This window comes from Collinsella sp. CLA-ER-H5 (genome assembly GCF_040092375.1).
Classification (GTDB): Bacteria; Actinomycetota; Coriobacteriia; order Coriobacteriales; family Coriobacteriaceae; genus Collinsella.
Map to the genome: position 1 here is coordinate 1 of NZ_JBBNLR010000017.1, position 25,780 is coordinate 25,780.

At 61.6% G+C, this 25,780-nt stretch carries 21 protein-coding genes and 1 tRNA gene; 8 read left to right on the top strand and 14 right to left on the bottom strand.

All coding sequences use genetic code 11. The features are described from left to right. Window positions 1-245 precede the first annotated feature (245 nt). Window positions 246-845 (top strand): HD domain-containing protein, encoded by a 600-nt coding sequence (locus AAAX31_RS07070; RefSeq protein ID WP_346964836.1) that lies wholly within the window; start codon window positions 246-248, stop codon window positions 843-845. A 69-nt stretch (window positions 846-914) separates the two neighbouring features. Here the strand turns inward: AAAX31_RS07070 and AAAX31_RS07075 are convergent, their stop codons facing one another. Next, window positions 915-2,201, bottom strand: a complete 1,287-nt coding sequence (locus AAAX31_RS07075) for a glutamate-5-semialdehyde dehydrogenase (protein WP_349076667.1) — start codon at window positions 2,199-2,201, stop codon at window positions 915-917. Window positions 2,202-2,314: 113 nt separating this feature from the next. Here AAAX31_RS07075 and AAAX31_RS07080 point away from each other — a divergent pair, with 113 nt between their 5' ends. After that, window positions 2,315-3,733 (top strand): alpha/beta fold hydrolase, encoded by a 1,419-nt coding sequence (locus AAAX31_RS07080; protein ID WP_349076669.1) that lies wholly within the window; start codon window positions 2,315-2,317, stop codon window positions 3,731-3,733. A 253-nt stretch (window positions 3,734-3,986) separates the two neighbouring features. Here the strand turns inward: AAAX31_RS07080 and proB are convergent, their stop codons facing one another. From proB to AAAX31_RS07105, 5 genes are all read right to left on the bottom strand, one after another. Continuing rightward, complete coding sequence (gene proB, locus AAAX31_RS07085; protein ID WP_349076670.1) at window positions 3,987-5,114, bottom strand: glutamate 5-kinase; 1,128 nt, start codon at window positions 5,112-5,114, stop codon at window positions 3,987-3,989. A 79-nt stretch (window positions 5,115-5,193) separates the two neighbouring features. After that, complete coding sequence (locus tag AAAX31_RS07090) at window positions 5,194-6,699, bottom strand: nicotinate phosphoribosyltransferase (protein ID WP_349076671.1); 1,506 nt, start codon at window positions 6,697-6,699, stop codon at window positions 5,194-5,196. Window positions 6,700-6,783: 84 nt separating this feature from the next. Further along, a complete protein-coding gene (locus AAAX31_RS07095) occupies window positions 6,784-7,242 on the bottom strand; it encodes a hypothetical protein (RefSeq protein ID WP_349076672.1) in 459 nt (152 codons plus the stop codon). 64 nt (window positions 7,243-7,306) lie between these two features. Continuing rightward, window positions 7,307-7,379, bottom strand: a tRNA-Ala gene (locus tag AAAX31_RS07100). Between the two features lie 151 nt (window positions 7,380-7,530). Next, window positions 7,531-8,469, bottom strand: coding sequence for a radical SAM protein (locus AAAX31_RS07105; protein WP_006235472.1), 939 nt, complete (start codon window positions 8,467-8,469; stop codon window positions 7,531-7,533). A 525-nt stretch (window positions 8,470-8,994) separates the two neighbouring features. Between AAAX31_RS07105 and AAAX31_RS07110 the strand changes: the two genes are divergently transcribed. Together AAAX31_RS07110 and trpS are read left to right on the top strand one after the other, a co-directional pair. Further along, window positions 8,995-10,194, top strand: coding sequence for an MraY family glycosyltransferase (locus AAAX31_RS07110; RefSeq protein WP_195363218.1), 1,200 nt, complete (start codon window positions 8,995-8,997; stop codon window positions 10,192-10,194). 170 nt (window positions 10,195-10,364) lie between these two features. Further along, window positions 10,365-11,414, top strand: a complete 1,050-nt coding sequence (gene trpS / locus AAAX31_RS07115) for a tryptophan--tRNA ligase (protein WP_349076673.1) — start codon at window positions 10,365-10,367, stop codon at window positions 11,412-11,414. A gap of 383 nt (window positions 11,415-11,797) precedes the next feature. Here the strand turns inward: trpS and AAAX31_RS07120 are convergent, their stop codons facing one another. The 7 genes from AAAX31_RS07120 to AAAX31_RS07150 all read right to left on the bottom strand — a co-directional run bounded on the left by AAAX31_RS07120 (window position 11,798) and on the right by AAAX31_RS07150 (window position 18,260). Further along, on the bottom strand, window positions 11,798-12,118 hold the full coding sequence (locus AAAX31_RS07120; RefSeq protein ID WP_349076674.1) for an MGMT family protein: 321 nt from the start codon (window positions 12,116-12,118) through the stop codon (window positions 11,798-11,800). Window positions 12,119-12,198: 80 nt separating this feature from the next. After that, entirely contained in the window at window positions 12,199-13,053 is an 855-nt protein-coding gene (locus tag AAAX31_RS07125; protein ID WP_349076675.1) for a DegV family protein, read from the bottom strand. Window positions 13,054-13,171: 118 nt separating this feature from the next. Next, on the bottom strand, window positions 13,172-13,621 hold the full coding sequence (locus AAAX31_RS07130; protein ID WP_022093866.1) for a MarR family transcriptional regulator: 450 nt from the start codon (window positions 13,619-13,621) through the stop codon (window positions 13,172-13,174). Between the two features lie 173 nt (window positions 13,622-13,794). Then, window positions 13,795-14,514, bottom strand: a complete 720-nt coding sequence (locus AAAX31_RS07135; RefSeq protein WP_349076676.1) for a B3/4 domain-containing protein — start codon at window positions 14,512-14,514, stop codon at window positions 13,795-13,797. Window positions 14,515-14,738: 224 nt separating this feature from the next. Then, window positions 14,739-16,409 (bottom strand): phosphoenolpyruvate carboxykinase (ATP), encoded by a 1,671-nt coding sequence (gene pckA / locus AAAX31_RS07140; RefSeq protein WP_349076678.1) that lies wholly within the window; start codon window positions 16,407-16,409, stop codon window positions 14,739-14,741. Between the two features lie 278 nt (window positions 16,410-16,687). Further along, window positions 16,688-18,073 carry an L-lactate permease gene (locus tag AAAX31_RS07145; protein ID WP_349076679.1) on the bottom strand — a complete coding sequence of 462 codons (1,386 nt, stop codon included), beginning with the start codon at window positions 18,071-18,073 and terminating at the stop codon, window positions 16,688-16,690. Continuing rightward, a complete protein-coding gene (locus AAAX31_RS07150) occupies window positions 18,021-18,260 on the bottom strand; it encodes a hypothetical protein (protein WP_349076681.1) in 240 nt (79 codons plus the stop codon). The genes AAAX31_RS07145 and AAAX31_RS07150 overlap by 53 nt, the downstream gene beginning before the upstream one ends. Window positions 18,261-18,440: 180 nt before the next feature. On the opposite strand from AAAX31_RS07150, the gene AAAX31_RS07155 reads away from it, so the two are divergent. Beyond that, window positions 18,441-20,015, top strand: coding sequence for a lipopolysaccharide biosynthesis protein (locus AAAX31_RS07155; RefSeq protein ID WP_349076682.1), 1,575 nt, complete (start codon window positions 18,441-18,443; stop codon window positions 20,013-20,015). Window positions 20,016-20,332: 317 nt separating this feature from the next. On the opposite strand, the gene AAAX31_RS07160 is transcribed toward AAAX31_RS07155, so the two are convergent. Continuing rightward, window positions 20,333-21,172, bottom strand: a complete 840-nt coding sequence (locus tag AAAX31_RS07160) for a metallophosphoesterase family protein (RefSeq protein WP_349076683.1) — start codon at window positions 21,170-21,172, stop codon at window positions 20,333-20,335. Between the two features lie 253 nt (window positions 21,173-21,425). On the opposite strand from AAAX31_RS07160, the gene AAAX31_RS07165 reads away from it, so the two are divergent. The 3 genes from AAAX31_RS07165 to AAAX31_RS07175 all read left to right on the top strand — a co-directional run bounded on the left by AAAX31_RS07165 (window position 21,426) and on the right by AAAX31_RS07175 (window position 25,613). After that, window positions 21,426-23,027: a potassium/proton antiporter gene (locus AAAX31_RS07165; protein WP_349076685.1), complete on the top strand. Its 1,602-nt coding sequence runs from the start codon at window positions 21,426-21,428 to the stop codon at window positions 23,025-23,027. Between the two features lie 226 nt (window positions 23,028-23,253). Next, window positions 23,254-24,378: a 3-phosphoserine/phosphohydroxythreonine transaminase gene (gene serC, locus AAAX31_RS07170; RefSeq protein WP_117770199.1), complete on the top strand. Its 1,125-nt coding sequence runs from the start codon at window positions 23,254-23,256 to the stop codon at window positions 24,376-24,378. A 71-nt stretch (window positions 24,379-24,449) separates the two neighbouring features. Then, complete coding sequence (locus AAAX31_RS07175) at window positions 24,450-25,613, top strand: phosphoglycerate dehydrogenase (RefSeq protein WP_006235446.1); 1,164 nt, start codon at window positions 24,450-24,452, stop codon at window positions 25,611-25,613. The last annotated feature ends 167 nt before the right edge of the window (window positions 25,614-25,780 follow it).

The following is a 25,780-nucleotide window of genomic DNA, read 5'->3' on the forward strand; positions in this document are numbered from 1 at the left end:
TACATAGAGCTCTATTACAATAGGGTGCGCATGCATTCCACCCTGGGCTACATGTCTCCAGTGGAATACGAGCGGCAATACGCTTGAGGATCCTTAAAAGAAAGTCCAGTTTATCCTTCCCACTCCAAACCTCCCATTTCCCGATGTCCAAGAAATGGGAGGCAGTTCACAGGCACCTTTGTGGTGGTTTTCTTGTTCTAGTAGTATTCATTCTTATCGATACCCACGAGCACAAGGAGTCTCTTATGGCAGAGCCGCTTACCGCCGGAATCACCCGCGACCGCGCGTTCGAACTGCTCAACGAGCATAACAAGGACCCGTTCCACATCACCCATGGCGAGACGGTCGAGGGCACTATGCGCTACTTTGCGCGCGAGTTCGACCCCGAGAACGAGGAGTTTTGGGGCATCGTCGGTCTGCTGCACGATCTGGATTGGGAGGAGCATGAGGACGATCCCGTGAACCACACCATCTATGCTGCAGAGATTCTTGAGGGCGAAGGTGCGTCTCCCGAGCTCATTCACGCCATCCAGACGCACACGTCGGACTTCAACACCTCGCTGCCCAAACCCGAGCTGCAGATGGAAAAGATCCTGTTTGCCTGCGATGAGCTCACCGGCCTGATCGGCGCTGCAGTCATCATGCGCCCGAGCAAGAGCGTTATGGACTTTACGACCAAGTCGCTCAAGAAGAAGTTCAAGGACAAGCGCTTTGCCGCCGGCTGCTCGCGCGACGTGATTTCGCAGGGCGCCGAGATGTTGGGCTGGGAGCTCCCCGAGCTCTTTGACCGCACCATCGCGGCCATGCAGTCCTTCGCCCCCGACCGCGATACCTTCCAGGCCTAACCGCCCACGCCACCTAAAACCACCACAAAGGGGAAAGGCACCTTTGTGGTGGTTTTTCTTGCACGGGCGCTAGGGGCGGACCTGGCCGGTGCCGCGGAGCTTGTATTTGTAGGTGGTGAGGGCCTCGGCGGCGAAGGGGCCGCGGGCGTGGAGCTTTTGGGTCGAGATGCCGATCTCGGCACCCAGTCCAAACTCGCCGCCGTCGGTGAAGCGCGTGCTGGCGTTGGCGTACACAGCCGAAGCATCGATTGCGTCCAGGAAGCGCTCGCAGGCGTCCACGTCCTCGGCGATGATGGCCTCGGAATGCATGGTGCCGTAGCGATTGATGTGCGCGATGGCCTCGTCCTCGTTCGCAACGACCTTCACGCTCATCTCGAGCGCCAGGTACTCGCGACCCCAATCCTCCTCGGTCGCGGCCACGTAGTCGTCGCCCTCGGCAAGACCGGCGTCGGCGCATGCGGCGCACGTGGCCTCGTCGCCGTGAATCAGCACACCGTGGTCGTGCAGCACGGCCACGACCGCCGGCAAAAACGAATCTGCCACGGCACGATCGACCAGCAGCGACTCGGCGGCATTGCACACGCCCACGCGCTGGGTCTTGGCATTGACAATAATGTTGAGCGCTTTATCGAAGTCGGCGGATTCATGAACGTAGACGTGGCAGTTGCCCGTGCCCGTCTCGATAACCGGCACGAGCGACTCGCGAACGCAGCGCTGGATGAGGCCCGCGCCGCCGCGCGGAATGAGCACATCGACGATACCGCGAAGCTTCATGAGCTCGCCGGTTGCCTCGCGGTCGGTAGACTCGATCATCGAGACGGCCTCGCGCGGGAAACCCTGAGCCTCAAGTGAATCGGCCAGCAGTTCGGCAATCATGGCGCACGAGTGATAGGCCAGCGAACCGCCGCGCAGGATGCAGGCATTGCCAGTGCGGATGCAGATGCCCGCGGCGTCGGCCGTCACGTTGGGACGCGCCTCATAGACCATGGCGACCAGGCCCAGCGGCACGCTCACGCGGGTGAGGTCCACGCCGCTTGCAAGCACGCGATGGTCGAGCACGCGGCCGACGGGATCGGGCAGTTCGGCGAGCTTCTCCAGGCCGGCGGCCATGCCCTCAACGCGCTCGGGCGTCAGCAGCAGGCGGTCGAGCAGTCCGGCCGTGGTGCCCGCATCGCGCGCGGCGGACATATCGAGTTCGTTGGCGGCAATGATGGAATCGACACCGTCGCGCAGCGCCGCGGCCATGGCGCGCACGGCCTCCTGTCGCCGGGCATCGCTCGCCGTGGCAAGCGCGGCGGAAGCGGCCTTGGCCTCAACGGCAAGATCGTGGACATACGTGGCTATATCGACCGACATGGACGGCCCTTTCTCTTAGATGTTTGCCAACCATGGTAGCCGATTTATGCGCATCCTCGCCGACGGCGGTAGAATTGGTCAACCCGAAACACCGCAACGAATGGAAGCATCACATGGCGCTCATCACTTCGTACCACGTCCCCGGCCTGTATGTCGAGGACCACAGCATCGACGTCCCCCTTGACTGGCGCGGCCTGGAGCCGATGCTCCTTGCCGTCGGCAGCACCATGCGCCGCGGCGCTATGCCGGCGCCCATCGCCGGCGCGTCCGAGAGCATCAAACTCTTCTACCGCGTGGTTTGCGCACCCGACCGCATCAGCGACGATCTGCCGCTCCTCCTCTTTTTGCAGGGCGGCCCCGGCGGCGAGAGCCCGCGTCCGCTGTCGCCCACAAGCGATGGCTGGATCGAAGAGGCCGTCAAGCACTTCCGTGTCGTCCTGCCCGACCAGCGCGGCACCGGACGCAGCAGCTGTGTAGACGGGCGCACGATTGCCGCGCTGGGCGAGCGCGCCGAAGCGGCTGGCTCCGATGCGGCCCGCTCGCAGGCGGACTTTCTCAAGCGTCACCTCGCCAGCTCCATCGTGCGCGACTTTGAGTACCTGCGCCTGGTGGGCTTTGGTGGCAAGCCCTGGGTCACGCTCGGCCAGAGCTACGGCGGCTTTTTGACGCTGAGCTATCTGTCGCTCTTCCCCGAAGGCGTGGCGGCAAGCTTTACCTGCGGCGGCATTCCGCACGTACCGGCGAGCGCCAGCGAGGTCTACGCGCACACCTTCCCGCGCATGGCAGCCAAGACGCAGCAGTACTACGACCGCTACCCCGCCGACGTCGAGCGTGTGGCGGCGCTGGCCGATGCGATCGAGGAGCAAAAGTCCGCACTGCCCGACGGCTCGCCGATGACGGTCGAGCGCTTACAGCTCATGGGCAGCGACTTTGGCATGAAGCCGAGCTTTGAGCGCATGCACTGGATTATCGACCATGCTTTTGTTGGCGGCGACGGCACGCTGAGCTGCGGAGCTTCGGTATCAGACAGCTTTTTGATGCGCGCCTTCGAGCGCACCAACACGCGCACAAACCCGCTATACTGGACGCTGCAGGAGTTCATCTACGTCGACGGCGACACCATGCCCATTCGCTGGGCAGCGGCAGAAGAGAAGGCACACCGTGCCGAGTTCGACACGCTCGCGCGCCCGCTCATGTTTACCGGCGAGGCCATGTTCCCGTGGATGTTTGAGCAGATGCCCGAACTTAAGCCCTTCAAGCCCGCGATGGACCTGCTGATGGAGGACACCAGCTGGGACAAGATCTACGACCCGCAGCGCCTAGCATGCAACGAAGTGCCGCTCCAGTCCGCCGTGTACTTCGATGACATGTACGTAGATTCGGGCCTGCAACTCGACACGCTCAGCCGCGTGGGCAACTCGCATGCCTGGGTGACCAACGAGTTCGAGCACGACGGCCTGCACGGCAGCGTGGTGTTCAAGCACCTCTTCGACGAAGCCCTCAACCGCGGAGACCTGCGCCGGATCTTCTAACAAAGGAGTGTCCCCACCTGCCGGCACAAAGGGAACGTCCCCAAGTACCAGGTTAATGAAGTCATTGCAGAAAGAGGACGGAAAGCGAAAACGCCCCTAAGCGAGTGGCTTTAAATCGTAGGTCGAACAAAAGAAGCGAGCGCCGCCCAGAGCGAACAAGTTGGCATGAAAAAGGCGAGGCATAGACCTGATGGTCATGCCTCGCCTTTTGAATGACAAATTGTCGCTCTGGGCGGCGCGCAGCGTCGACCCGTTAGGCGAAGACGATCAAATTATCTCGGTGGATCGCGGGCTTCTCGGCCAGGTCTGCCAGCAGGCGGTTGCTGGCGATCTGGTCCTGGCGGCGTCCTGCCGCAAGCTCAAGCACGTCCGAATCGGCCTCGGCGATACCGCGCGCGACGACCATACCGCTCGGGTCGCACACGTCGAGCACATCACCCTCGGCAAACTCGCCATCGACCTCACGAATACCCACCGCAAGCAGGGACGACCCGTGGCCGACCAGCGCTTTCGCGGCACCGTCATCAACCGTCACCGAGCCGTGAGCCTTGTCGCCCAGCGCGATCCACAGCTTGCGGGGCGCAATATCCAGGCGCTCCGCCGGCGGGTCGAACAGCGTGCCCACGCTCTCGCCGCGGGCCAGACGCACGAGCGCATCGGGCTCCTCGCCCGAGCAAATCACGCTCTGAATGCCCGCCGTCATCAGGATGCGGCTCGCGCGGATCTTGGTAATCATGCCGCCCGTGCCCACCGATGTGGAAGAATCACCCGCCGAGGCAATAATCTTGGCATCGATCTTATGCACGACAGGAACAAACTCGGCCGTGGGGTCCTCATGCGGATTGGCGGTATAGAGGCCATCGATATCCGAGAGCGTCACGCACAGATCGGCAGAAACCAGGCAGCTCACAAGCGCCGCCAGTGTGTCGTTGTCGCCAAACTTGATCTCATCGACGGTAACGGTATCGTTCTCGTTGACGACCGGCACCACGCCAAGCTCCACGAGGCGCAGCAGGGCGTCGCGCGCGTGCAGGTAAGACGTGCGGCGGGCCGTATCGTGGCGCGTGAGCAGCACGAGCGAGGTGAGCAGGTCGCGCGCATGAAACTCCTCGTCGTAGGCCGACGAGATGATGCACTGACCAGCCGAGGCGCAGGCCTGCAGGCTCGGCAGGTCGCCGACCGGCTTGCGGTCGAAGCCCAGCACGGGATAGCCGCAGGCGATAGCGCCCGAGCTCACCACGACCAGACGCCAGCCGAGCTTGCGCAGGGCTGCGGCCTGATCGGCAAGCCCGCCGATAAAAGAGCGGTTGACCTTGCCATCGGCGCCCACAACCGTGGACGAACCGATCTTTACCACCATCGTTTTATAAGAAGTCGTCATACGTCAAACCAATCAACTGTTCAGCGAACGGCCGAGCTGGCGGCCAAGGGAGCGTGACTCGCCCCTACCGCCCAAGGAATTAGTGAGCCCAGGGAAAGGCAGAGGCCGCGGCCATGTTCTTGCGCACGAGCTCGTCGCGCACCTGAGCCAGGCCCTGCTCCATGCCCACCACATAGGTCTGCGGGTACAGGAAGCGCTTGAAAGCTGCGTCCAGATGATCGAGCGCCCAAGCACAGCGCTCGCGCGCGTCCTGGATGCTCTCACGCGGAGCCACCGCACTGCCATCGCGCACGATCGGCACCAGCAGCTCGCGATACTCAAGTTCGGACACGTCGGTCACCAGGGCGGCATCATTCACGGCCACGAGGGTATTGCCGCGCGCGGCGCCCTCCCCCGCCAGATGGTCCTCGTCGTAGATCATGTCGCAGACCGGGCCGCCAAAGCCGTCGTAATAACGGCGCACGCGTTGCACACCCGGGATCGTGCGCTTGTAGGGCTGCTCGGAGAGCTTGACCACCGGCGTCCATGGATCTACCTCGCTCGCACGGCGGGCGGAAAGCTTGTACACGCCGCCCAGCGCCGGCTGATCGTAGCAGGTCGCGAGCTTGGTGCCCACGCCAAAGCTGTCGATGGGCGCGCCCTGGTCGAGCAGCGACTGAATCGTGTACTCATCCAGATCGTTGGAAACCGAGATCCCCACATAGGGCAGGCCCTCGGCATCAAAACGGCCGCGAACATACTTGGAGAGCTTGGCGAGGTCGCCGGAGTCGATGCGAATGGCCGACAGACGCTCGCCCACCGCCTCCATCTCCTTGGCAACCGTAATGGCATGCTCGCAGCCCTCGCGCACGTCATAGGTGTCGATGAGCAGCGTACAGTTCTTAGGGCTCGACTTGGCAAAGGCGCGGAAGGCCTCGAGCTCGGAATCGAAGCTCATCACCCAGCTGTGCGCATGCGTGCCAAAGACGGGAATACCGTAGCGGCGGCCGGCGAGCACATTGGACGTAGAGGAACAGCCGGCAACGTAGCTCGCGCGCGCGACGGCCAGGCCGCCATCGGGGCCCTGGGCACGGCGCAGGCCAAACTCGGCCACGGGACGGCCGTCCGCCGCCAGCACCACGCGCGCCGTCTTGGTGGCGACAAGCGTCTGGAAGCCGACGATGTTGAGCAGCGCCGTCTCGAGCAGCTGGCACTCCAGCGCGGGGCCGGTGACGCGCACCATGGGCTCGCGCGGAAAGACGAGCTCGCCCTCGGGCACGGTGTCGATGTTTACATGCGCACGAAAATCGCGCAGATAGTCGAGGAATGCGGACTTAAACATCGCGCCGCCGGCCGGGGCCTCAAGCGAGGCGAGGTAGTCGATATCCTCGGGCGTAAAGCGCAGATTCTCGACCAGCTCGGGCAGCTCGGCGGTGCCGCACATGACGGCATAGGCGCTGCCAAAGGGATGGTCGCGGTAAAACGCGGTAAAACAACCCTGCTCATTGGCCTTGCCGCTCTCCCACAGGCCCTGGGCCATAGTGAGCTCGTACAGATCGGTGAGCATTGCAATGTCGGTGGGATGCGAGATGTCGGTCAAAGCCATGGGGCGACCTTTCGGATGTGTGGTACAGAATTTGAGGGTTAGACGAGAGCAGAGGATGAGGACATGACACCCGATGCAAATCGGTTAGAGCAGGCCCATGCTGGTCAGGATCGTGTAGCCCATAAAGATGACAAACGCGATGAGGGCAAGGACAATGATGACTTTTTGAGCCGGCGCCATGCCAGGGATCTCGTTCTCGCCCGTAGGTTCCTTGGAGGTAACCATGCGCTGGGCAAAGGTCATCTCGTCACGGCTCGGCTTGGGCTCGACGGACTTGGGACGAGCGGCCTTTTTAGGCTGAGGTTTGGGCGCGGCAGGTGCAGGCTTCGCTGCAGCGGGCTTGGGTGCGGGCGCGGGCTTGCGCTCGGATGCGGCGTTCGAGGCGACCTCCTCGGCCTTCGCGCGCTCGGCACGCAGGGCAGCCAGCTCCTCGCGCTCGCGACGGGCCTCTTCCCGAGCCTCGCGGCGGGCCTTCTCAGCGCGGAGCTCTTCCAACTCAGCGCGCTCCTCGTCGGACAATGGTTGGGACTCAAGCTCGGCCATGGTATAGCCCTTTCTTTTAAAAAAAGCCGCCGACACAATGTCAGCGGCTTATCAAATCCATGGGTGGAGACGAAGGGAGTCGAACCCTCGGCCTCTGCCATGCGACGGCAGCGCTCTCCCAACTGAGCTACGTCCCCAGGACAAGTCGATATTTTACCTACGGCTCGCCAACTGTCAACGCCCAATAACCAGTCTTTTTGGGACGCGGCTATTTTGACAACTTTTCGAACAGGCGATCCTCTCGATGATTTTTTAATCCCCGTCCCAGAAAAATCATCAGCGTGCGCTCTACTTTGCGCTGGTGAGGACGCCGGTGGTGTCGAAGGCGGGGGTGAAGCTCTCGTCTACCGCGCCGCCCTCTTGCCAGAACATCGTCGTAAAACCCAGGTCGTCGGCATGGTCGAGCACCTGCTCGTACTCCTCACGCGTCACGGCGCGTGCCAGGTCGCCGCCCTGCTCGCGCATGAGCGCATTGGGCGTGTACTGGTTCATAACCGAGATCGGCACGTCGCCCACCGTCTGCCACACCAGGTCCAGCACGCGACACGAATCGTCTGCATGCCCCGGAAGCACCAGGTGACGCACGATCATGCCACGCTTCATAAGCCCGTCCTCGTCCACCAACTCTCCCCCGCGGCGCTCGATCTCGCGCGCCATCTGGGCCAGACCCGACACGGCCACACGCGGGTAATCCTTTATATGGGAGAGCGACTGCGCAAGCCCGGCATCGGCATATTTAAAGTCGGTGAGCCACACATCGACCAGGTCGCCCAGCGCCGCCACGGCACTCGCGCGCTCGTAACCACTCGTGTTGTAGACGATTGGGATAACCAGTCCGCGCGCCCGTGCCGCGGCAATCGCGGCAGGCAACAGGTGCGCATAGTGCGTCGCCGTCACCAAATTGATGTTGTTGGCACCCTGGTCCTGCAGTTCCAGCATAATCTCGACCAGGCGCTCAGGCGAAATCTCAAGGCCAAAATTGCCGGTCGAGATCTCGTGGTTCTGGCAGTAGATACATTTGAGCGAGCAGCCGCTAAAGAAGATCGTGCCCGAACCGGCCTCGCCCGAGATAGGCGGCTCCTCCCACATATGAAGCGCGGCGCGGGCCACCTTGAGCGTGTCGTTAGCACCGCAGACGCCGTGCGCGCCCTCATCGCGCGCCGCACCGCAACGGCGCGGACACAAATGGCAGGCGGGCGAAAAAAGTTCGGTCAACGACGTCGGCATAAAACCATGCTCCAAAACAACGATTCAGCAGCTCAAACGTAAAGGGATCAACCCCACAGACGGCTCGAGCCCAAGGCGCCGTAATCGTCCGACACGATTTTTGTAATGTCAAGACTGGAATCGATAAAGTGCCGCTTTATGATGTAGGTATTCCGCCCCCCGCGGAGCAACTGGGTGAACCGTCGCGTTTATTTAGGGAGCCCACACAGTCGTACCTAGTACAGGTATCCTTCGTTGTTAAGGACGCTGGAACAGTCGATGAGGGCACCCACCTGTTTTAGGTGGGTTCATTTTCGTAACGTGGGGGGTGGTTTTCTTTTGCCGAAAATCACCATTACAGTCCATATGGATCCCCGCCGGCATCCCGACAAGCCATCGACAACATCCCAATATCTGGTAAGCGCGTGATTATCGCTGCGTGCAATTCCATGCACCCCCCTTGGTCGAGTATTATGGTTCGGCTATGCCCTTTGCGCATGGCGTTCTTCTGACCTTTTCCTTCGACGCTTGGCGGTTTTTAGATTCATGGCTTCATCCCCGAGCTACATACCGTACCTATGCGTGGCAGCGGCGGCCTTTATCACGACCTTCCTCACGGTACCCCTGGTCAAGCGCCTGGCAATCAAGCTCGACGCCGTCGACTATCCTTCTAAGCGCCGCATCAACACCAAGCCCATCCCGCGTTTGGGCGGAACGGCGGTGTTTTTGGGCCTGGTCGTCGCCTGCACTGTGCAAATCCTAGGCACCTGGTACCTGGGTTGGCCGCCCGTTTTGGTGCCCCACCCCCGTCTGCACATCAGCTACCCCATACTTGCGCTTTCTTTTACCGTTATCTTTGCGACCGGCGCCATCGACGACGTCTTCCAGCTCACGCCCAAGCAAAAGCTGGCCGGACAGGTCCTCGCCGCGCTTATCGCCTGCATGGGCGGCCTGCGGATCGGCGTCATCGTCAACCCGTTTGCTCCCGGCGAGATCATGCTCGGATGGCTCGCCTACCCCATTACCGTGATCTATCTGGTGGCATTCACCAACATCATTAACCTCATCGACGGCCTCGACGGCTTGGCCACGGGCATCTGCGGCATCGCATCGTTCACCATGTTTTCGATGGCTGTTCTCTCGGGCCGCATCGACGCCGCCGCGCTCTCCATTGCGCTCTTTGGCGCCTGTCTGGCCTTTTTGCGCTACAACTTCAACCCCGCAAGTATCTTCTTGGGCGACTCGGGGTCGTTGCTTCTGGGCTTTGCGCTGGGCTCCATCTCGCTGCTCAACGTGAGCCGCACCGCCGCACTCACCTCGCTTATCATCCCGCTCATCGTTGCCGGTGTGCCCATCATCGACACGTTTAGCGCCATTGTGCGCCGCAAGCGCGCCCACATTAGCATCGGGCAGGCCGACAAGGGCCACATCCACCACCGCCTGATCCAAGAAGGCTACAACCAAAAACAGGCTGTGCTGCTCATCTATGCCTGGTGCATTATGCTTTCGGCCGGCGCCGCCGCCATCAATCAGGTCGAGGTGCCCATGCGCGTGCTCATCTTTACCGTGCTCGCCATTGGCTCGGCGGCCTTCGCCAAGCATCTACATCTATTTGAGCCCGTGCTGCTCCACCATTACAACAAGCGCACGCACGAGGACGAACTGGTCACCCCCGACGACCCCGCCTTTAAGCAGGAGGAGCAGGCAGCCGAGGAGCGCAAAGAAGAGCGCCACCACAAGCTCTAGGGCAAGCTGCCGAGGATGTGCCAAGGCACCGTTAGCCAAGCACGGCCGCGCCGCACCCATCGCACATGCCGCACCACGCGCGTCCCTCTCCCGCCCCTCGCCTACTTACGCACCACCCCTCCAATAAACGCGTTATCATCTTGACCCATGAACATACGTTAGGAGCAATCATGCCAAACGAGAACAGCTACGAAGTCGCGCTGCAAAAGAGCAACGCCATTCGCGAGGGCCTGACCAAGACGCCCGAGAAGTTCACCATGCTCACCGGCGACCGCCCCACCGGCCGTCTGCACCTGGGCCACTACTTCGGCACCCTCAAGGGCCGTGTTGAGCTGCAGAACATGGGCGCCAAGACCAACGTGCTCATCGCCGACTACCAGGTCATCACTGACCGCGACACGACCGAGCACATCCAGGACAACGTGTACAACATGGTCATGGACTACCTTGCCTGCGGCATCGACCCCGACAAGACCATGATCTACGCGCACTCCGCCGTGCCCGCCGCCAACCAGCTCATGCTGCCGTTCCTGTCGCTGGTGTCCGAGGCCGAGCTGGCGCGCAACCCCACCGTCAAGGCCGAGATGGAGGCCTCGGGCCACGAGCTCACCGGCCTTCTGCTCACCTACCCGGTACATCAAGCCTGCGACATCCTGTTCTGCAAGGGCAACGTGGTACCCGTCGGTCGCGACCAGCTGCCGCACATCGAGCTTACCCGCACCATCGCCCGCCGCTTTAACAACCGTTACGGCAAGGTGTTCCCCGAGGTCGACGCGCTGCTGTCCGAGACCCCGCTACTGCCCGGCCTTGACGGTCGCAAGATGAGCAAGAGCTACGGCAACGCCATCAACATCTCGATGACCGCTGAGGAGACGGCCAAGCGCATCAAGAAAAGCCAGACCGACTCTGAGCGCATGATCACGTTCGATCCCGAGAACCGCCCCGGCGTGTCTGGCCTGCTTTCGACAGCCGCCATCTGCACCGGCCGCTCCGAGGTCGAAATTGCCGAGGAGATTGGCATGGGCGGCTCCGGCCAGCTCAAGAAGTACGTGACCGAGGTCGTCAACGAGTACTTCGCACCTATCCGCGAGCGTCGCCAGCGCTACGAGAACGATCTGGATTACGTGAAGGACGTGCTGCACGAGGGCAACCGTCGCGCCAACGAGATCGCCGAGCAGACCCTGGCAGAGGTTCAGGACGCCATGGGTATGGTGTACTAGGCCGATCTGCTGGCTTGAGCTTTCGATTGCTATAGGGCGGGCGCTACGGCGTCCGCCTTTTTTGGAGCCGGACCGCTTCGGCTCCGTCCATCGCACTCCCCCGACAAACAGGAACAGGCCCGCCGGCAGTTAGTTGCCAGCGGGCCTGTTCCCGAAGTACACCGTTGAATCGCACAGAGGGGAGGAATGCGAATCAAACTCAACAGGGCAGGCTTTTTCATCGCCTATTGCCTGCTCCGTTGCTGAAACCAATATAGTTCGCCGTGGTTTACTTTGCAGCATCAATATCCGCCGCCATAGCTTCTCCATAAGTTAGCCCAAGTAAACTAAACCACCACAAAGGGGTAGGCACCTTTGTGGTGGTTTTGGCCACGGCAGAGCCGTTAGAGTCCGGCAAGCCAGCGACAGGCGGCCAAGTCGACGTGCACGGGATCGGTAAACGTCACACCCTCCCCCATTAAGAGCTCACGCTGAGCATCGGGGCCGCCAAAGGCAAAGCCCTCACAGATACGGCCGTCGGCAAACACCACGCGGTGACAGGGAATCTCGCCGGGGCGCGGATTGCTATGCAGGGCATACCCCACGTACCGCGCACTTCGTGGACGACCGGCAAGCAGCGCCACCTGGCCATACGTGGCTACCATCCCCTCGGGGATCTGCTCGACCACCTCGTACACCCGTTCAAAAAAGCCCTCAGACGTCATTGCTCGCTCCCTTCCACCCTGAAAAGCATAAACCACCGCAAAGGGGACAGGCACCTTTGTGGTGGTTTATGGCAGGTCGGTTAGTTGGCGGGCTGGAAGAAGGCTACGGCTACGGCGCCGGGGCCTACGTGGGTGCCGATGGTGGCACCAATGGTGTGAACGGGCAGTTCGCCCTCGGTGTGACCAGCCCACAGTGCCGCACTGTCCTCGATATACTTCTTGAGCACCGCATCCGAAAGGCCCGTATAGCCGAGCGCCAGCGGCATGGAAAAGTCGATGCCGCCTGCCTTTTCGACCTTCTGGTTGAGCAGGTTCCGGCCGTTCTTGGAGCCACGAGCCTTGCCCAGCTGCACGATCAGACCGTCCTCCGCTGCCACAACGGGCTTCACATTGAGCAACGTGCCCACAGCACCAGCCGCAGCAGACAGGCGACCGCCGCGAACGAGGTACTCAAGCGTCTCGAGCAGGCCGATGACGACTACACGGTCGCGCACGGCCTCGACAGCCGCCGCGATCTGAGCCGCGCCCTGGCCCTCGTCCACCAAACGCAGCGCGTACTCAACCAGCACGCGCTCGCCCAGGGTAACGTTATTGCTATCCACCACATACACATCGCCGCCCGGCGCCTCGGCAAGTGCGGTGCGGGCACTTTGGTTGGTACCCGAAAGCTTAGCGCCCACGGTAATAATCACTGCCTCATCGCCGGCCTCACGCGCCTCGGCAATAGCCTGCGAAAACGCGTACGGGTTGACCTGGCCGGTCTTAGGCAGCTCATCGCGCTCCACGAGCATCTCGTAAAAGCGCTGGTGATCGATGTCGACGCCATCCATGTACACATCGGTGCCAAAGGTGACGGACAGTGGCAAAACGGCCAATGCTGGGTGCTCGGCCGGTGACATATCGCTTGCGGAATCGGTAATAATACGGACGGACATAGCGAATCCTTTCTTGCGCAGGTCCCGCGCAGGGAATTTTGACAGCAAGCCCCGGCACGGCATACGCGCTCAAACGGGACTATGCAGTTGTTAATTGGAAGCAAATGCCTTGGCGGCCTTAGATCTCGCGCAGGGTGTTGAGAATCGTGCGTAGCGACGCATACATCTGCTCGCGCTGCTCCACACCCATAGCCTTACCGGTGGTATCGAGCACCTCGCGAATGATGCGGTCCGCCTCGCTCATACTCTCGCCGCCCAGAGCGGTCAGGCGCACCGGAGCACGATACTTAACGGCGGCATCGCCCGAATCATCGACCTCGACGTAGCCGCCCTCCTCCAGATGCGCGAGCGTGCGCGAGACGGCGGCGCGGGTCACGCCTGCCATGCGAGCGAGGTCGGCGCCAGTCAGGCCGTCCTTGCTGCGCTCAAGATAGTACAGGCACATAACGTCGGAGCCCTTGAGGCCCAGCCTTGCGCCCTCGGATGTCTTAATGCGCTGGATCTCCTTGTAGAGCCCGCTGATCAGTCCGACAAAGTCCTCGAAACGTGTCTCGTCGTTCTGCTGCATGGGAGACGACCGCCTTTCGCTTGCATAATGCTAACGGGTAAACATCTTAACCGTACTTATCGGCCGCCAGCCCTGCGCACCCTATTTGTTAACCCATCAACATAAAAACCACCACAAAGGGGACAGGCACCATTGTAGTGGTTTTGACCGTCGAGTTTGATCCGCAGACTTCGCTACAGCTCCACGCAGGGATTGTCGCGGGTCACAAGCGTCTTAACGACAACCGTCGCCCCCAGATAGCGCTCAAGAAGCTCGGCCAAGCGATCGATGGCGGCCTGGCAGTCCCCCATGCGCTCGGGCTCAACACATTCAATCGCCAAAAACACGTCGGCCGAATCGTCGGACAGAGCCGTTCGAACGCCGTCGCGCCAGTTCCAGCAGCGGCACACGGCACCTGCATCGTCGATATAAGCGAGCTCGCCGGGCAGCGTCGGGTCATCCGCTTCCTCGCCAAGCGGCAAGAACGCATCGCCACCGTCGGTCACCTTCAGGCGAAGATCTCCCTCAATCGCATGCAAATCCTCGCCTCCCACGGGCAGTGCGTAGGACAGCGACACCGTGTTGTAAATATCCACCGCCGGTGTGATATGACCGACCGGCTTGCCTTTGAGCACACGTTTGAGCAAGTTCTCGATCGAACAACGCGCACCCTTTTTGGTCTTGAACAGACGATAGGCCTCGCGCCATGCCTTGACCGGCGCATTCTCGCTGATAGTATCGCTGGTCAGATGACGCTCCGCATCGATATTGGCGCGGTCGAGCAGCGCGGCGATCGCATCCACGTCCTCCTGGGGAATCTGAGCCGCGGGCTTCATGCCCTTTACGACCACAACACCGATTGCCGCCTGCGGAAACAGCTCCCAAAATGAATCCTCGGCAATAAAGCTCTTCATACGTGCTCCCTTCACGATTCGCCCCACGCAAACGCCTAAACAAAAAGCGCCCTTACAACGGCCACCTTCAAAGTCCTACGGTGCCGTCACAAGAGCGCTTACGCTGTCCCCATCCGGAGAAGGGGACGATATGTCAGGCGTATTGTAACCTGAGTCATCTGCGCGAGCAAAACCACCACAAAGGTGCCTGTCCCCTTTGTGGTGGTTTTGGGTCTGAGGCAACGCTAGTGGCGGAGTCCCAGCAGGCCACGGCCGCGATGACGGGCCTCGGCGGGCATCTGGGCGTGAGGGCCGGCAGCCTTGACGGACTCGGGCAGGTGCGAGTACTTCTTCTCGAAGTTCTCCTCGAACATCACGGCAAGATTGTGCGCTGCCTCGTCGTAGCGAGCGGTGCTCTGCCAGTACTGGCGCGGCACCAGAATGCCGTCGGGCACGCCATGGCACGTGGTGGGAATGTCGACATTAAAGATATCGTCGTGCACGAACTCGCTGTCCTCGATGGTACCGTCGAGAGCGCGGGCCACCAGGGCGCGCGTGTAGGCGAGCTCGATGCGACGACCCACGCCGTAGCCGCCGCCAATCCAGCCAGTGTTGACCAGGTAGACGCGGGTGCGGCCGTCGGCAATACGCTCGCCGAGCATCTTAGCGTAGACCATGGGGTCGAGCGGCATAAACGGCTCGCCGAACAGCGAGGAGAACGTGGGCGTGGGCTCGGTGACGCCGACCTCGGTGCCGGGGATCTTGGCCGTAAAGCCCGTCACAAAGTGATACATGGCGGCGTCGGCCGTCAGGCGCGAGATGGGCGGCAGCACGCCAAAGGCATCGCAGGTCAGGAACAGCACGACGCTCGGAGTGGTGCCCATGCCCTTGGTCCACGCGTTGGGGATATGCTCGACGGGATAGGCCACACGCGTATTGTGCGTGATCGAGACGTCGTCATAGTTGGGCTTGCGGTTCTCATCGAGCACTACGTTTTCGCAGATGGCGCCAAAGCGAACGGCGTTGAAGATCTCGGGCTCGTGGAACGCGTCCAGGCCCTCGCACTTGGCATAGCAGCCGCCCTCGACGTTAAAGATACCCATGTCGGACCAGCCGTGCTCGTCGTCACCGATTAACAGGCGCGTGGGGTTAGCCGAAAGCGTGGTCTTGCCCGTGCCCGAAAGGCCAAAGAACACGGCCGTCTCGTGCGTGACGGGATCCATGCTGGCCGAGCAGTGCATGGGCAGTACGTCGTCCTCGACAGGCAGCAGGTAGTTCATGACGCTGAAGATGGACTTTTTGATTTCGCCGGAGTAACCGGTGCCGGCAACCAGAATCACGCGCTCCTGGAAGTTGATGACCACGGCGGCGCTGGAGTTGAGGCCCTTGATGGCGGGGTCGCACTGGTAGCCAGGTGCCGCGAGCACGCAGAAGTCCGGCTCGCCGGTGCGCGCAATTTCGCGGGCGAGCGGACGGGCGAGCATCTGCTTAATGAAGAGCGCTTGGCTGGCGCGCTCGCAGGCGACGAGCAGGCGACGCGTGTGGTTGCGGTCGGCGCCCGCCATGCCGTGCGTAACGAACACGTCGCGCTCGTTGAGGTAGTCGACGATACCGGCCTTGATGGCCTCGTAGCTCTCGATCGAAAGCGGGCGGTTGACAGCGCCCCAGGCAATCTTGTCGTGAACATCGGGGGTGTCAACGATAAAGCGATCGTTGGGAGAACGACCAGTGCGCTCCCCCGTCTCGATCACCAGCGCGCCGTTGGATGCCATGCGACCTTCTTCGCGGCGGATAGCGTGCTCGACGAGCTCCGCGGCGGGTAGATCGACCAACAGGCGGGGCTGATTCTCGGCGGGATCTTCGACCAGCGTAATGCCAAAGTTGGACAAAACTTCTGCAGGGGTAACACCAGGCATGGGGCCTCCTTTAAAAACGCGGCACGTGGACGCGGCGCGCACTTTACTCACGTAAAGCCCGTTGTACCCGATATGCAAAAACGTTTTTGCGGCAACGGCGAAGCGCCCGCCCAACGGTCAAAAATCGCAGGCAAGCGGCCTAGTCATTGGGGACGCTTTTAAACGACTAGTCATTGGGGACACTCTTGAACAGACAACATTCAAGGAGTGTCCCCGGATGCCGGCACTTAGGGACGTTCCCAGAGTGCCGGCACATAAGGAACGTCCCTAAGTGCCGACTACAGCGGCAGGCCTTGGCCGAGCATGGCTATGGCGCTCATCAGGACCAGCATGCCGGCGGCGTAGGGCAGGACGGCGCCCAGGAGTTCGGCATCCTTACCGCGCACGAGCACGGCGGCAAGACCAATGGCGAGGGTCTGCGGCGAGATCATCTTACCGGCGGCGACGCCCAGGGCGTTCAACGCGACCATCCAGTAGTCGCTCACACCCAGCGCAGTGGCAGCCTGGCTCTGAATGGGGCCAAACAGCATGCCCGAGGACGTGCCCGAGCCGGTCACAAACGCACCGACTGCGCCGATCCACGAAGCCAGAATCGGGTACAGCCCACCGGCGACGGCGATGCAGAACGCGCTGATCGAAGAGATCATGCCCGCATAGCCCATCACCTTGGCACAGCCCAGCACCGAAAGCATCGTGATCACCGTCGGCATCATCTGCTTCACAGTCGCGGCCAGCACCTCGCCCATCATGCGTGGCGAAGCACCCTGAATGGCACCGCCGACAAACGCGGCCAGGAAGATCCAAACACCCGGCGTGTTAATCCACGAAAACGTAAGCGTACCGGGGTTCTCGCCGCAATACACCTGCACGTGGCTTGCAAAGGGCGCAAGCGCGGCATGCACGGCGGGCACCAGGTTGGACGTACCCAGCAGCAGTACAAAAATCAGAATGAAGCACGACCAGGCCGAAAGCGCCGATTTAACGGTGAGCTGTTCGCCGGCCTCGATATTCATATGGAAGCGTGCGTCCAGATGCCCCGACTTCTCGGCACGCATGGCAAGCGCAGCTGTCAGCGCGAGCGAAACGATGGATCCTACGACCACGGCCAGCTCGGGGCCCACAAACATGGCAACGACCAGAGCCGCGCCGACAAACGACACGCCGGAGAGCAACGCCACGCCGGCAACACCGTGCAGACGCTCGCCCACACTCGCGGCATTGCCCTGGTCATCGGCAACACGGCCCGCAACCAGCACAATAAATAGCGGCATCACCACAAAGAACGGTGCGAGCTGCACCAGCTGAACGGTCGCTAGGTGAAGGGAATCCAAACCCACCAGGTCGGCAACGGACACCGTGGGGATGCCGATGGAGCCGTAGGGCGTGGGCACGCCGTTGGCCAGCAGGCAGATGAGCACGGCAGGCACGGCCTCAAAGCCCAGGCCCGCGAGCATGCCGGCGGGAATGGCGACAGCGGTACCGAAGCCGGCCATGCCCTCCATAAAGCCACCGAAGCACCAAGCCACGAGCAGCGCCAGCAGACGGCGGTCGCTGCTGATGGAGGTGATCATGCTGCCGATCACGTCCATGGCGCCCGTACGAACGCACAGGTTATACGTGAACACCGCGGCGATGATCACCAGGACGATGGGCCACAGAGCCATCAAAAAAACCTTCGAGCGAGGCGGTCGCGATCTGCGCTGCCGGCAGGTGCCACCATGCGAAGGCAAGCAAGCACGAAAGGACAAACGATCCGATAGCGGCCTTCCAAGCTGGCCATTTAAAGCACAGCAGCATCACGACCAGCCAAATAATCGGCACAAGAGCCAGTAAGAATGCGGCGACGTCCATAGGTAGAAGCTCCTTGGTACCGCGTGGGCGGCATCGGGGGTGTCACAAAACTTCAACAGGATACCGCACGTTTACCGACAAATTACAGCCGCCCGCCGAAATTATTGAACAATCCGTTCAAAAACACGAGCGAACACCGTCGCGTCTATACTAAAGCGCAGCAATAGAAAGGACTCCGCTTTGAGTATCACGCCCCTCGATAGCATCCGCCGCGCCATCGCCCGTCACAACGGCGTCTCCGACCCCACCGTATCGGGCGGGGCACCCAGCCAGGGCGGTCGCATCGAGAACGGCCTGTTCCCGGCCTCGCACACCGCCGAGGAGCTCGCTCGCATCCAGGAGCTGAGCCAGCGCAACGCCGGCGGGCCCGATAGCAGCCAAGCCACACGTCGTCGGCGCGAACGCGATCGGGAGCCCGGCCCCGTTCGCCGCATGGTCAACGCTTGGTGGAACCGTCTGCTCGGCGCCGTCTACGGCGGCGGCTTCTCCATGCAGGAAGCGGAATACGAGGAGCACGCCACCAGTCGCGACTATCTTTGGAACACCCTCGGCACCGCCGTGTGGGGCTTGGCGTTTCCACTGCTCACCATCGTGTCTACGCAGCTCGTGGGAGCAGAAGAAGCAGGCAAATTCTCCATCGCCTTTGTCACCGGCACGCTCATCATGATCGCGTGCAACTATGGCGTGCGCAATTTTCAGGTCTCGGACATCGACGAAACGACGTCCTTTGCCTCCTACCAGCTCAACCGCTGGCTTTGCGGAGCGCTCGCCCTAGGCTGCGGCCTCATGTACAGCAGCGCCCGCGGCTATGACGCGCAGATGGCGACGATCGGCCTGGGCGTCTACCTGTATAAGGTGATAGACGGCGTCGCCGACGTGTACGAAGGCCGCCTGCAGCAGGCCGACAAGCTCTACTTGGCTGGCATGAGCCAAACGCTACGCTCCGTCGGCGTCATCGCGGTCTTCAGCGTGGCGCTGCTCCTCACGCGCAGCATGCCCATCGCGGCCATGGCCATGGGCGTCACCGCGATCGCCTCGCTCGTGCTGGTCACCGCGCCGCTTGCCCTGCTCGAGACCGAAAAATCGCGCCGCGTGAGCCTGCGCGAGGTCGGCCACCTGTTTGTCCAGTGCGCTCCACTCTTTGGCGCGCTATTCCTGTTCAACCTTATCGAGAGCATGCCCAAGTTTGTGATGGAAGGCACACTGGCCTATAAATACCAGCTGTACTTTAATGCCCTCTTTTTTCCAGCTCAGGCTATTCTGTTGAGCATTGGATTTGTCTATAAACCGCAGCTCCTGCGCTTGTCGAGCATTTGGGCTAATCCTCGCAAGCGTCGTCGCTTTGACCTGATTATTGTTGCCGTTATGGCGCTGATCGTGGTCATCACCGGCGCGTGCGCCGCATTTATGGCAGGTCCCGGTATTCCCCTCATGAGCTTTATGTACGGTCTCAGCTTTGAACGCTACCGTACGCTGGCGCTGCTGATGGTCGTCGCCGGCGGCGTCACCGCGGCCATCGACTTTATCTACGCCATCATCACGGTGCTGCGCCACGCCGGCGACGTCACCAAGGTCTACCTGATTTGTTTTGCCGCGAGCGTGGTACTGCCGGTGATTCTAATCAATCTGCTCGGCCTGATGGGCGCCGTCGTAAGCTACCTAGCCATCATGGCCCTGCTGCTGGTACTGTTGGTTATCGAGTACGCCCACATCCGCCAACGCATAGAGAGGGACCGGAATCCGTACGGCGCCTAATTGCGGCGATGGGAGCAGCTAATTTGCGGTGGAATCACCCCGGCTGGGGTCACATTGCGAACAATATTCATCACGCAAAACTAAGTGAGTAGACTTTTACCGAATCTCCGACCACACCAACAGAGCACAAGTCTGTGACCTGCGGTTTTATTGAGGCAAATATGTTGGGTGCTCGGCATTTCCAAAAAAGTCTACTCACTTAGCCAGCGGGCAGCCAAATGATTATTTAATCCCCGTCCCAGAGAAATCAATTAGCGGGCAGAAGGGCAAAAGTAGTCAAAAAAGCCCCGTCCCAAATTAGCTACCCCTTGCACCGATTATTCGCCCGGGTTGATGTTCGCGTAGAACTCCGCCCCGTCGTCCAGGCGCAGGATGCCCACGCGACCGAACTCGGAGCCGGTGGCGGCAGCGCAGTCGATGTCGATGCGATCGGGCACACCGGCGGCATCCTCGCCGCCCAGGCGCACGATCTGCCCGCGGCCCGACTCCTCATCGAGCCCCGCAAGACCACCGACCTCGCAATAACGCCCGAGCGACACCGTTGGCGTGTGACCGCTCACCACGACCGGACCCTTGCCCTCGGCAGAAAGCAGCCCGGTCGGCACATCCCAATAGCCGTGACGAATCCACAGCAGGTCATCGGACGACTGCACTGCGAGCATCTGCTGCAGCAGCTCGCGATCAGCACCCACCGCTCCGACGCCATCGGCACAATCGACACCATGCTCAAGCAAAAACGCACGCGCCGCCTCGGTCTGAATGCCGGCGTGCACCAGCAGGTACGGCCGCTCGGCAGTCTCGACCACCGCGTAGAGCGGCAGCGCGGCCATCCATCGCACGAGCTCCTCGTATGCCTCAAATTCCATGTCGTTGAGCTGCTCGCGCGTCGTCCAGCCACCGTTGATATCCCAGGTCTCGGCATCGAGCGGATCCTGGCCAATGATGGCATCGAGCATGATCTGCTCGTGATTGCCCTTGAGCACGCGGGCGTTGGGCAGCGAGCGCACGAGCTTAATAACACCGACCGGATCGGGCCCGCGATCGATCATGTCGCCCAGCACGTACAGTGTGTCGTCGGACGTCAACGAGATCTTAGACAGGGCCTCGTCAAGCGCACGCACGTGCCCGTGAGCGTCAGATGTCACATAGATCGCCATGGTACGCCTCTCCTTGCATTGCGGCCGAAGCCCGGTGCCGCAACTAAAACTTCAAGTTGAACTTAAACGTTACCCATTGTACTCCGTTGCAATAAAGCTGGAAAGGGTTTCCGAGCAGAGGCAAAGACGGCAGCCGTCTATGACGATATCGCGCACGCCCGCAATCCAACCCCATAAACCCACCATCTTTGGGTACAAATAACCGCAGACAACTGACCGTGCCACGCCAACCACTCAGGAGCGGACACCATCTATGAACCAGATCCTTCTCTTTATCGGCCTCGTCATCATTTTGTGCCTGACCATCAAACCCGTCGGCAAAAAACTCCCCTTCCCCACCCTGCTCATCTTTATCGCGCTCGGCATGCTGTTGGGCGTCAACGGCCCGGCGCATATCGACTTTAGCGACTACGCGCTCACCGAAACCGTCTGCAGCACGGCGCTGCTGTTCATCATGTTCTACGGCGGCTTTAACACCAACATCGACCGCGCCAAGCCCGTCGCCGTGCCCGCGGTGCTGCTGAGCACGCTCGGCGTCGTCATCACTGCCGGCATCACCGGCGTATTCGCCCACTTTGTGCTGGGTTTCGACTGGATCGGCGGCCTGCTGCTGGGATCGGTCGTGGCGTCCACCGACGCGGCCAGCGTCTTTAGCGTTCTGCGCGAGCACAGCCTTTCGCTGAGGGGCGGCACCGACTCGCTGCTCGAGGTCGAATCGGGCTCCAACGACCCCGTCGCCTACATGCTCACCGCTGTGCTCGCTACACTCGCGGCCGGCGGCGACATCAACATTCCCGCACTGCTGGCCAAGCAGATTATCCTGGGCGTGGGCCTGGGCCTTGCCATCGGCTGGGCGGCGGGCCGCCTGATTGAACGCGCGCACGCAACGGCCAAGGACGCGCAGACCATCTTTTTGTTCGCCGTGGCCATCGTCGCCTACGCGCTACCAAGCTATCTGGGCGGCAACGGCTTTTTGGCCGTATACCTGGCCGGCATTGTGCTGGGTGCGAGCGACATCACCGGCAAGGTCGAGATGGCGCACTTCTTTGACACCCTCACCGAGATGGCCGAGATGACGATCTTCTTCTTGCTCGGCCTGCTCGTCACGCCCGCACGCCTGCCGCAGATGCTGCTGCCGGGCCTGGCGCTCATGGCGTTTATGCTCTACGTGAGCCGTCCCATCGCCGTCGGCGTGCTCCTGGCGCCCTTTAAGACGAACCCCCGCCAGGTCGCGCTCGTAAGCTGGGCGGGCCTGCGCGGAGCAGCTTCGGTCGTGTTTAGCCTCTTTGCCGTGGTGGCCGGCGTTCCCGGCGGACACGACCTATTTGACCTGGTGTTTGTGATTGCCGTGTCGAGCATTGTGGTGCAGGGCTCGCTGCTGCCAGCGGTGGCGAAGAAGCTCGATATGATCGATGCGACCGGCGACGTGCGCCGCACCTTTAACGACTATCGCGACGAAGACGGCATGTCATTTGTAAAGCTCAAGGTGGGTGCTGGCCATCCGTTTGCCGAGCGCTCGCTCGCCGATATTGGCAGCGCGACGGACATGCTCGTGGTCCTGGTGCTGCGCGACGGGGCGCACCCGGTGCTGCCCAACGGCGATACCGTGATCCAGGAAGGCGATCTGCTGGTGATGGCCGCCCCAACGTTCGAAGAGCGTGCCGAGGTTACGCTGCGCGAGGTCACCGTAACCCCCCACGGTCGCCTGGCCGGCCAGCGTCTTCGCGATGTGCCGCAGGGCAAGCACCCCTTTATCGTGGTGATGCTCAAGCGCGACGGCCAAACGATCATCCCCGACGGCAACACCCTAATATACGCCGGCGACGAAGCCGTCATCGCCACGCTCGCGTCGTAGCGGGCAGGAGGTAGCTAATTTGCGACGAAGAGATCAAGCGCCTAGGAAGCCTCATGCCTTCGCTCGCAGATTTGGATTTGCCTGAGGAGTAAAGCACCCCTCCCCCATGTAACCATCCTGTAAATCATAGCGGCGCACTCGGGTTTTGCTGTGATGCGGTCGCGCCTAGCGCTCCACTGTGCTAAAGTATCCCGAACGTTCAAACGACTACGAGGGAGACTAGAAGATGGCACGTGTGCACAACTTCTCAGCTGGCCCGGCCGCGCTGCCTACAAGCGTGCTCGCCGAGATCGCCGACGAGATGATGGACTACCGCGGTTGCGGCATGTCCGTGCTCGAGATGAGCCATCGATCTAGCATGTACCAGCAGATTATCGACGACGCCGAGGCAACCCTGCGCCGTCTGCTGAGCATCCCGGACAACTACCGTGTCCTGTTTTTACAGGGCGGTGCCACGCTGCAGTTTGCGGGCATCCCCATGAACCTCATGCACCGCGGCCGCGCCGGCTACATCGTGACCGGCAACTTTGCCAACAAGGCATACAAAGAAGCCGCCAAGTACGGTGAGGCCGTGTTGCTCGCGAGCTCCGAGGACACCAACTTCGACCGCATCCCCGACATGGCCGACATCAATGCGCGCATTGCCGCCGAGGCCGCAGGCGACGGGCTCGACTACGTCTACATCTGCCAGAACAACACCATCTTTGGCACCATGTACCACGAGCTGCCCAGTTGTGGCGATGTGCCGCTGGTCGCCGATGTCTCGAGCTGCTTCCTGTCGCAGCCGCTCGACGTTGAGCGCTACGGGCTCATTTACGCCGGAGCGCAGAAAAACGCCGGCGCCGCGGGCGTGACCGTGGCCATCGTGCGCGACGACCTCATCGCAGATGGCCCCGCCTTTGCGCAGACGCCGCAGTACCTGGACCTTAAGACCCAGGCCGCCAAGGGTTCCATGCTCAACACGCCCAACACCTTTGGCATCTACGTGTGCGGCAAGGTGTTCCGTTGGGTTGAGCAGACCGGCGGACTTGCCGCCATGGCCGAGCGCAACTGGGCCAAGGCCAACCTGCTCTACGACCTGCTCGAGCACAGCGTGCTGTTCCATGGCACCACACAGGCCGACAGCCGCTCCATCGCCAACGTCACCTTCCGCACCGGCGACGCCGAACTCGACGCGGCCTTTGTCGCAGGCGCGGCAGAGCACCAGATTCAAAACGTCAAGGGCCATCGCCTGGTGGGCGGCATGCGCGCTAGCGTCTACAACGCCGTAACCATGGAAGATGTGCAGGCACTGGCCTCGTACATGAAGGACTTCGAAGCGCAGCTTAGTTTGAGCCCGCGATCTAACTAGCCCGCAACGCGCGGGCCGATCAGCCATCTCAGACCACCCTGTATAGATCAAAACCTGCTAAGGAGTTTTCCATGCGCAAGATTAAAACCATCGATGACATTACCAAGGACGGCAAGGTCGAGTTTGGTGAGGGCTACGAGTTTGTGAGCACCGCCGAAGAGGCCGACGCCATTCTGATGCGCTCGACCGACCTGCACGGCTACGAGCTGCCCGAGGGCATCCGCGCCATCGCCCGCTGCGGCGCCGGCGTCAACAACATCCCCGTCGAGGAGTACGCCAAGAAGGGCGTCGTCGTCTTTAACTCCCCCGGCGCCAACAGCAACGCCGTTAAGGAGCTCGTCCTAGGCATGCTGGTGCTCTCGAGCCGCGGCGTGGTGCAATCAATGAACTGGGTGCGTGACAACGCCGACGACCCCGAGATTCAGGTCGATGCCGAAAAGGCCAAGAAGGCCTTTGTGGGCCGCGAGCTCAAGGGCAAGCGCATCGGTGTCATCGGCCTGGGCAACGTGGGCTCCAAGGTCGCCAACGCCTGCGTCGATCTGGGCATGGACGTTTACGGCTACGACCCGTTCATTTCCGTCGAGCACGCGTGGGTGCTGAGCCGCGAGGTGCAGCGCGTGGGCACACTCGAGGATCTCTGCCGCGGCTGCGACTACCTCACCGTGCACGTGCCCAGCAAGGCCGACACCATCGGCATGATCAGCACCGAACAGATTAACCTGCTGGCACCGGACGCCGTGCTCATCAACTACGCGCGCGAAACCATCATTGACGAGGACGCCGTCGACGCCGCCCTGCGCGAGGGCAAGCTCAGCTGGTTTAGCTGCGACTTCGCCACGCCCAAGACGGTCAAGATGCCCAATACGTTTATCACCACGCACTCGGGCGCCGGCACCGGCGAGGCCGAGGCCAACTGCGCCGACATGGCCATCAGCGAGCTCAAGGATTACCTGGAGAACGGCAACATCGCACACAGCGTCAACTACCCCGCCTGCAGCATGGGCAAGGCGCGCGCTGCAAGCCGCATTGCCTGCCTGCATGCCAACGTGCCCAACATGATCGGCCAGATCACGGCCATCCTGGCCAAGGACAACGCCAACGTGCAGCGTATGACCAACGAGTCCGCCGGCGAGAACGCCTACACCATGTTCGACACCGACGAACACCTAGACAGCAGCACCATCGAGGCGCTCAAGCAGATTCCGTCGATGTATCGCGTGCGCGTGATCAAGTAGCGCCGACTGACCTGACGGGCAGTTCCCCATGTGGCCTGCCCGTCGCTGACATTGAATGCCCGCGGGGGCGCCTTTCGCACGAGAGGCGCCCCCATTTTTGTGAGCGCTCCATTAAATGCACTGAGCCGCTTCTTGGCATACAATCTGTATGTTGACCTAACTATCTG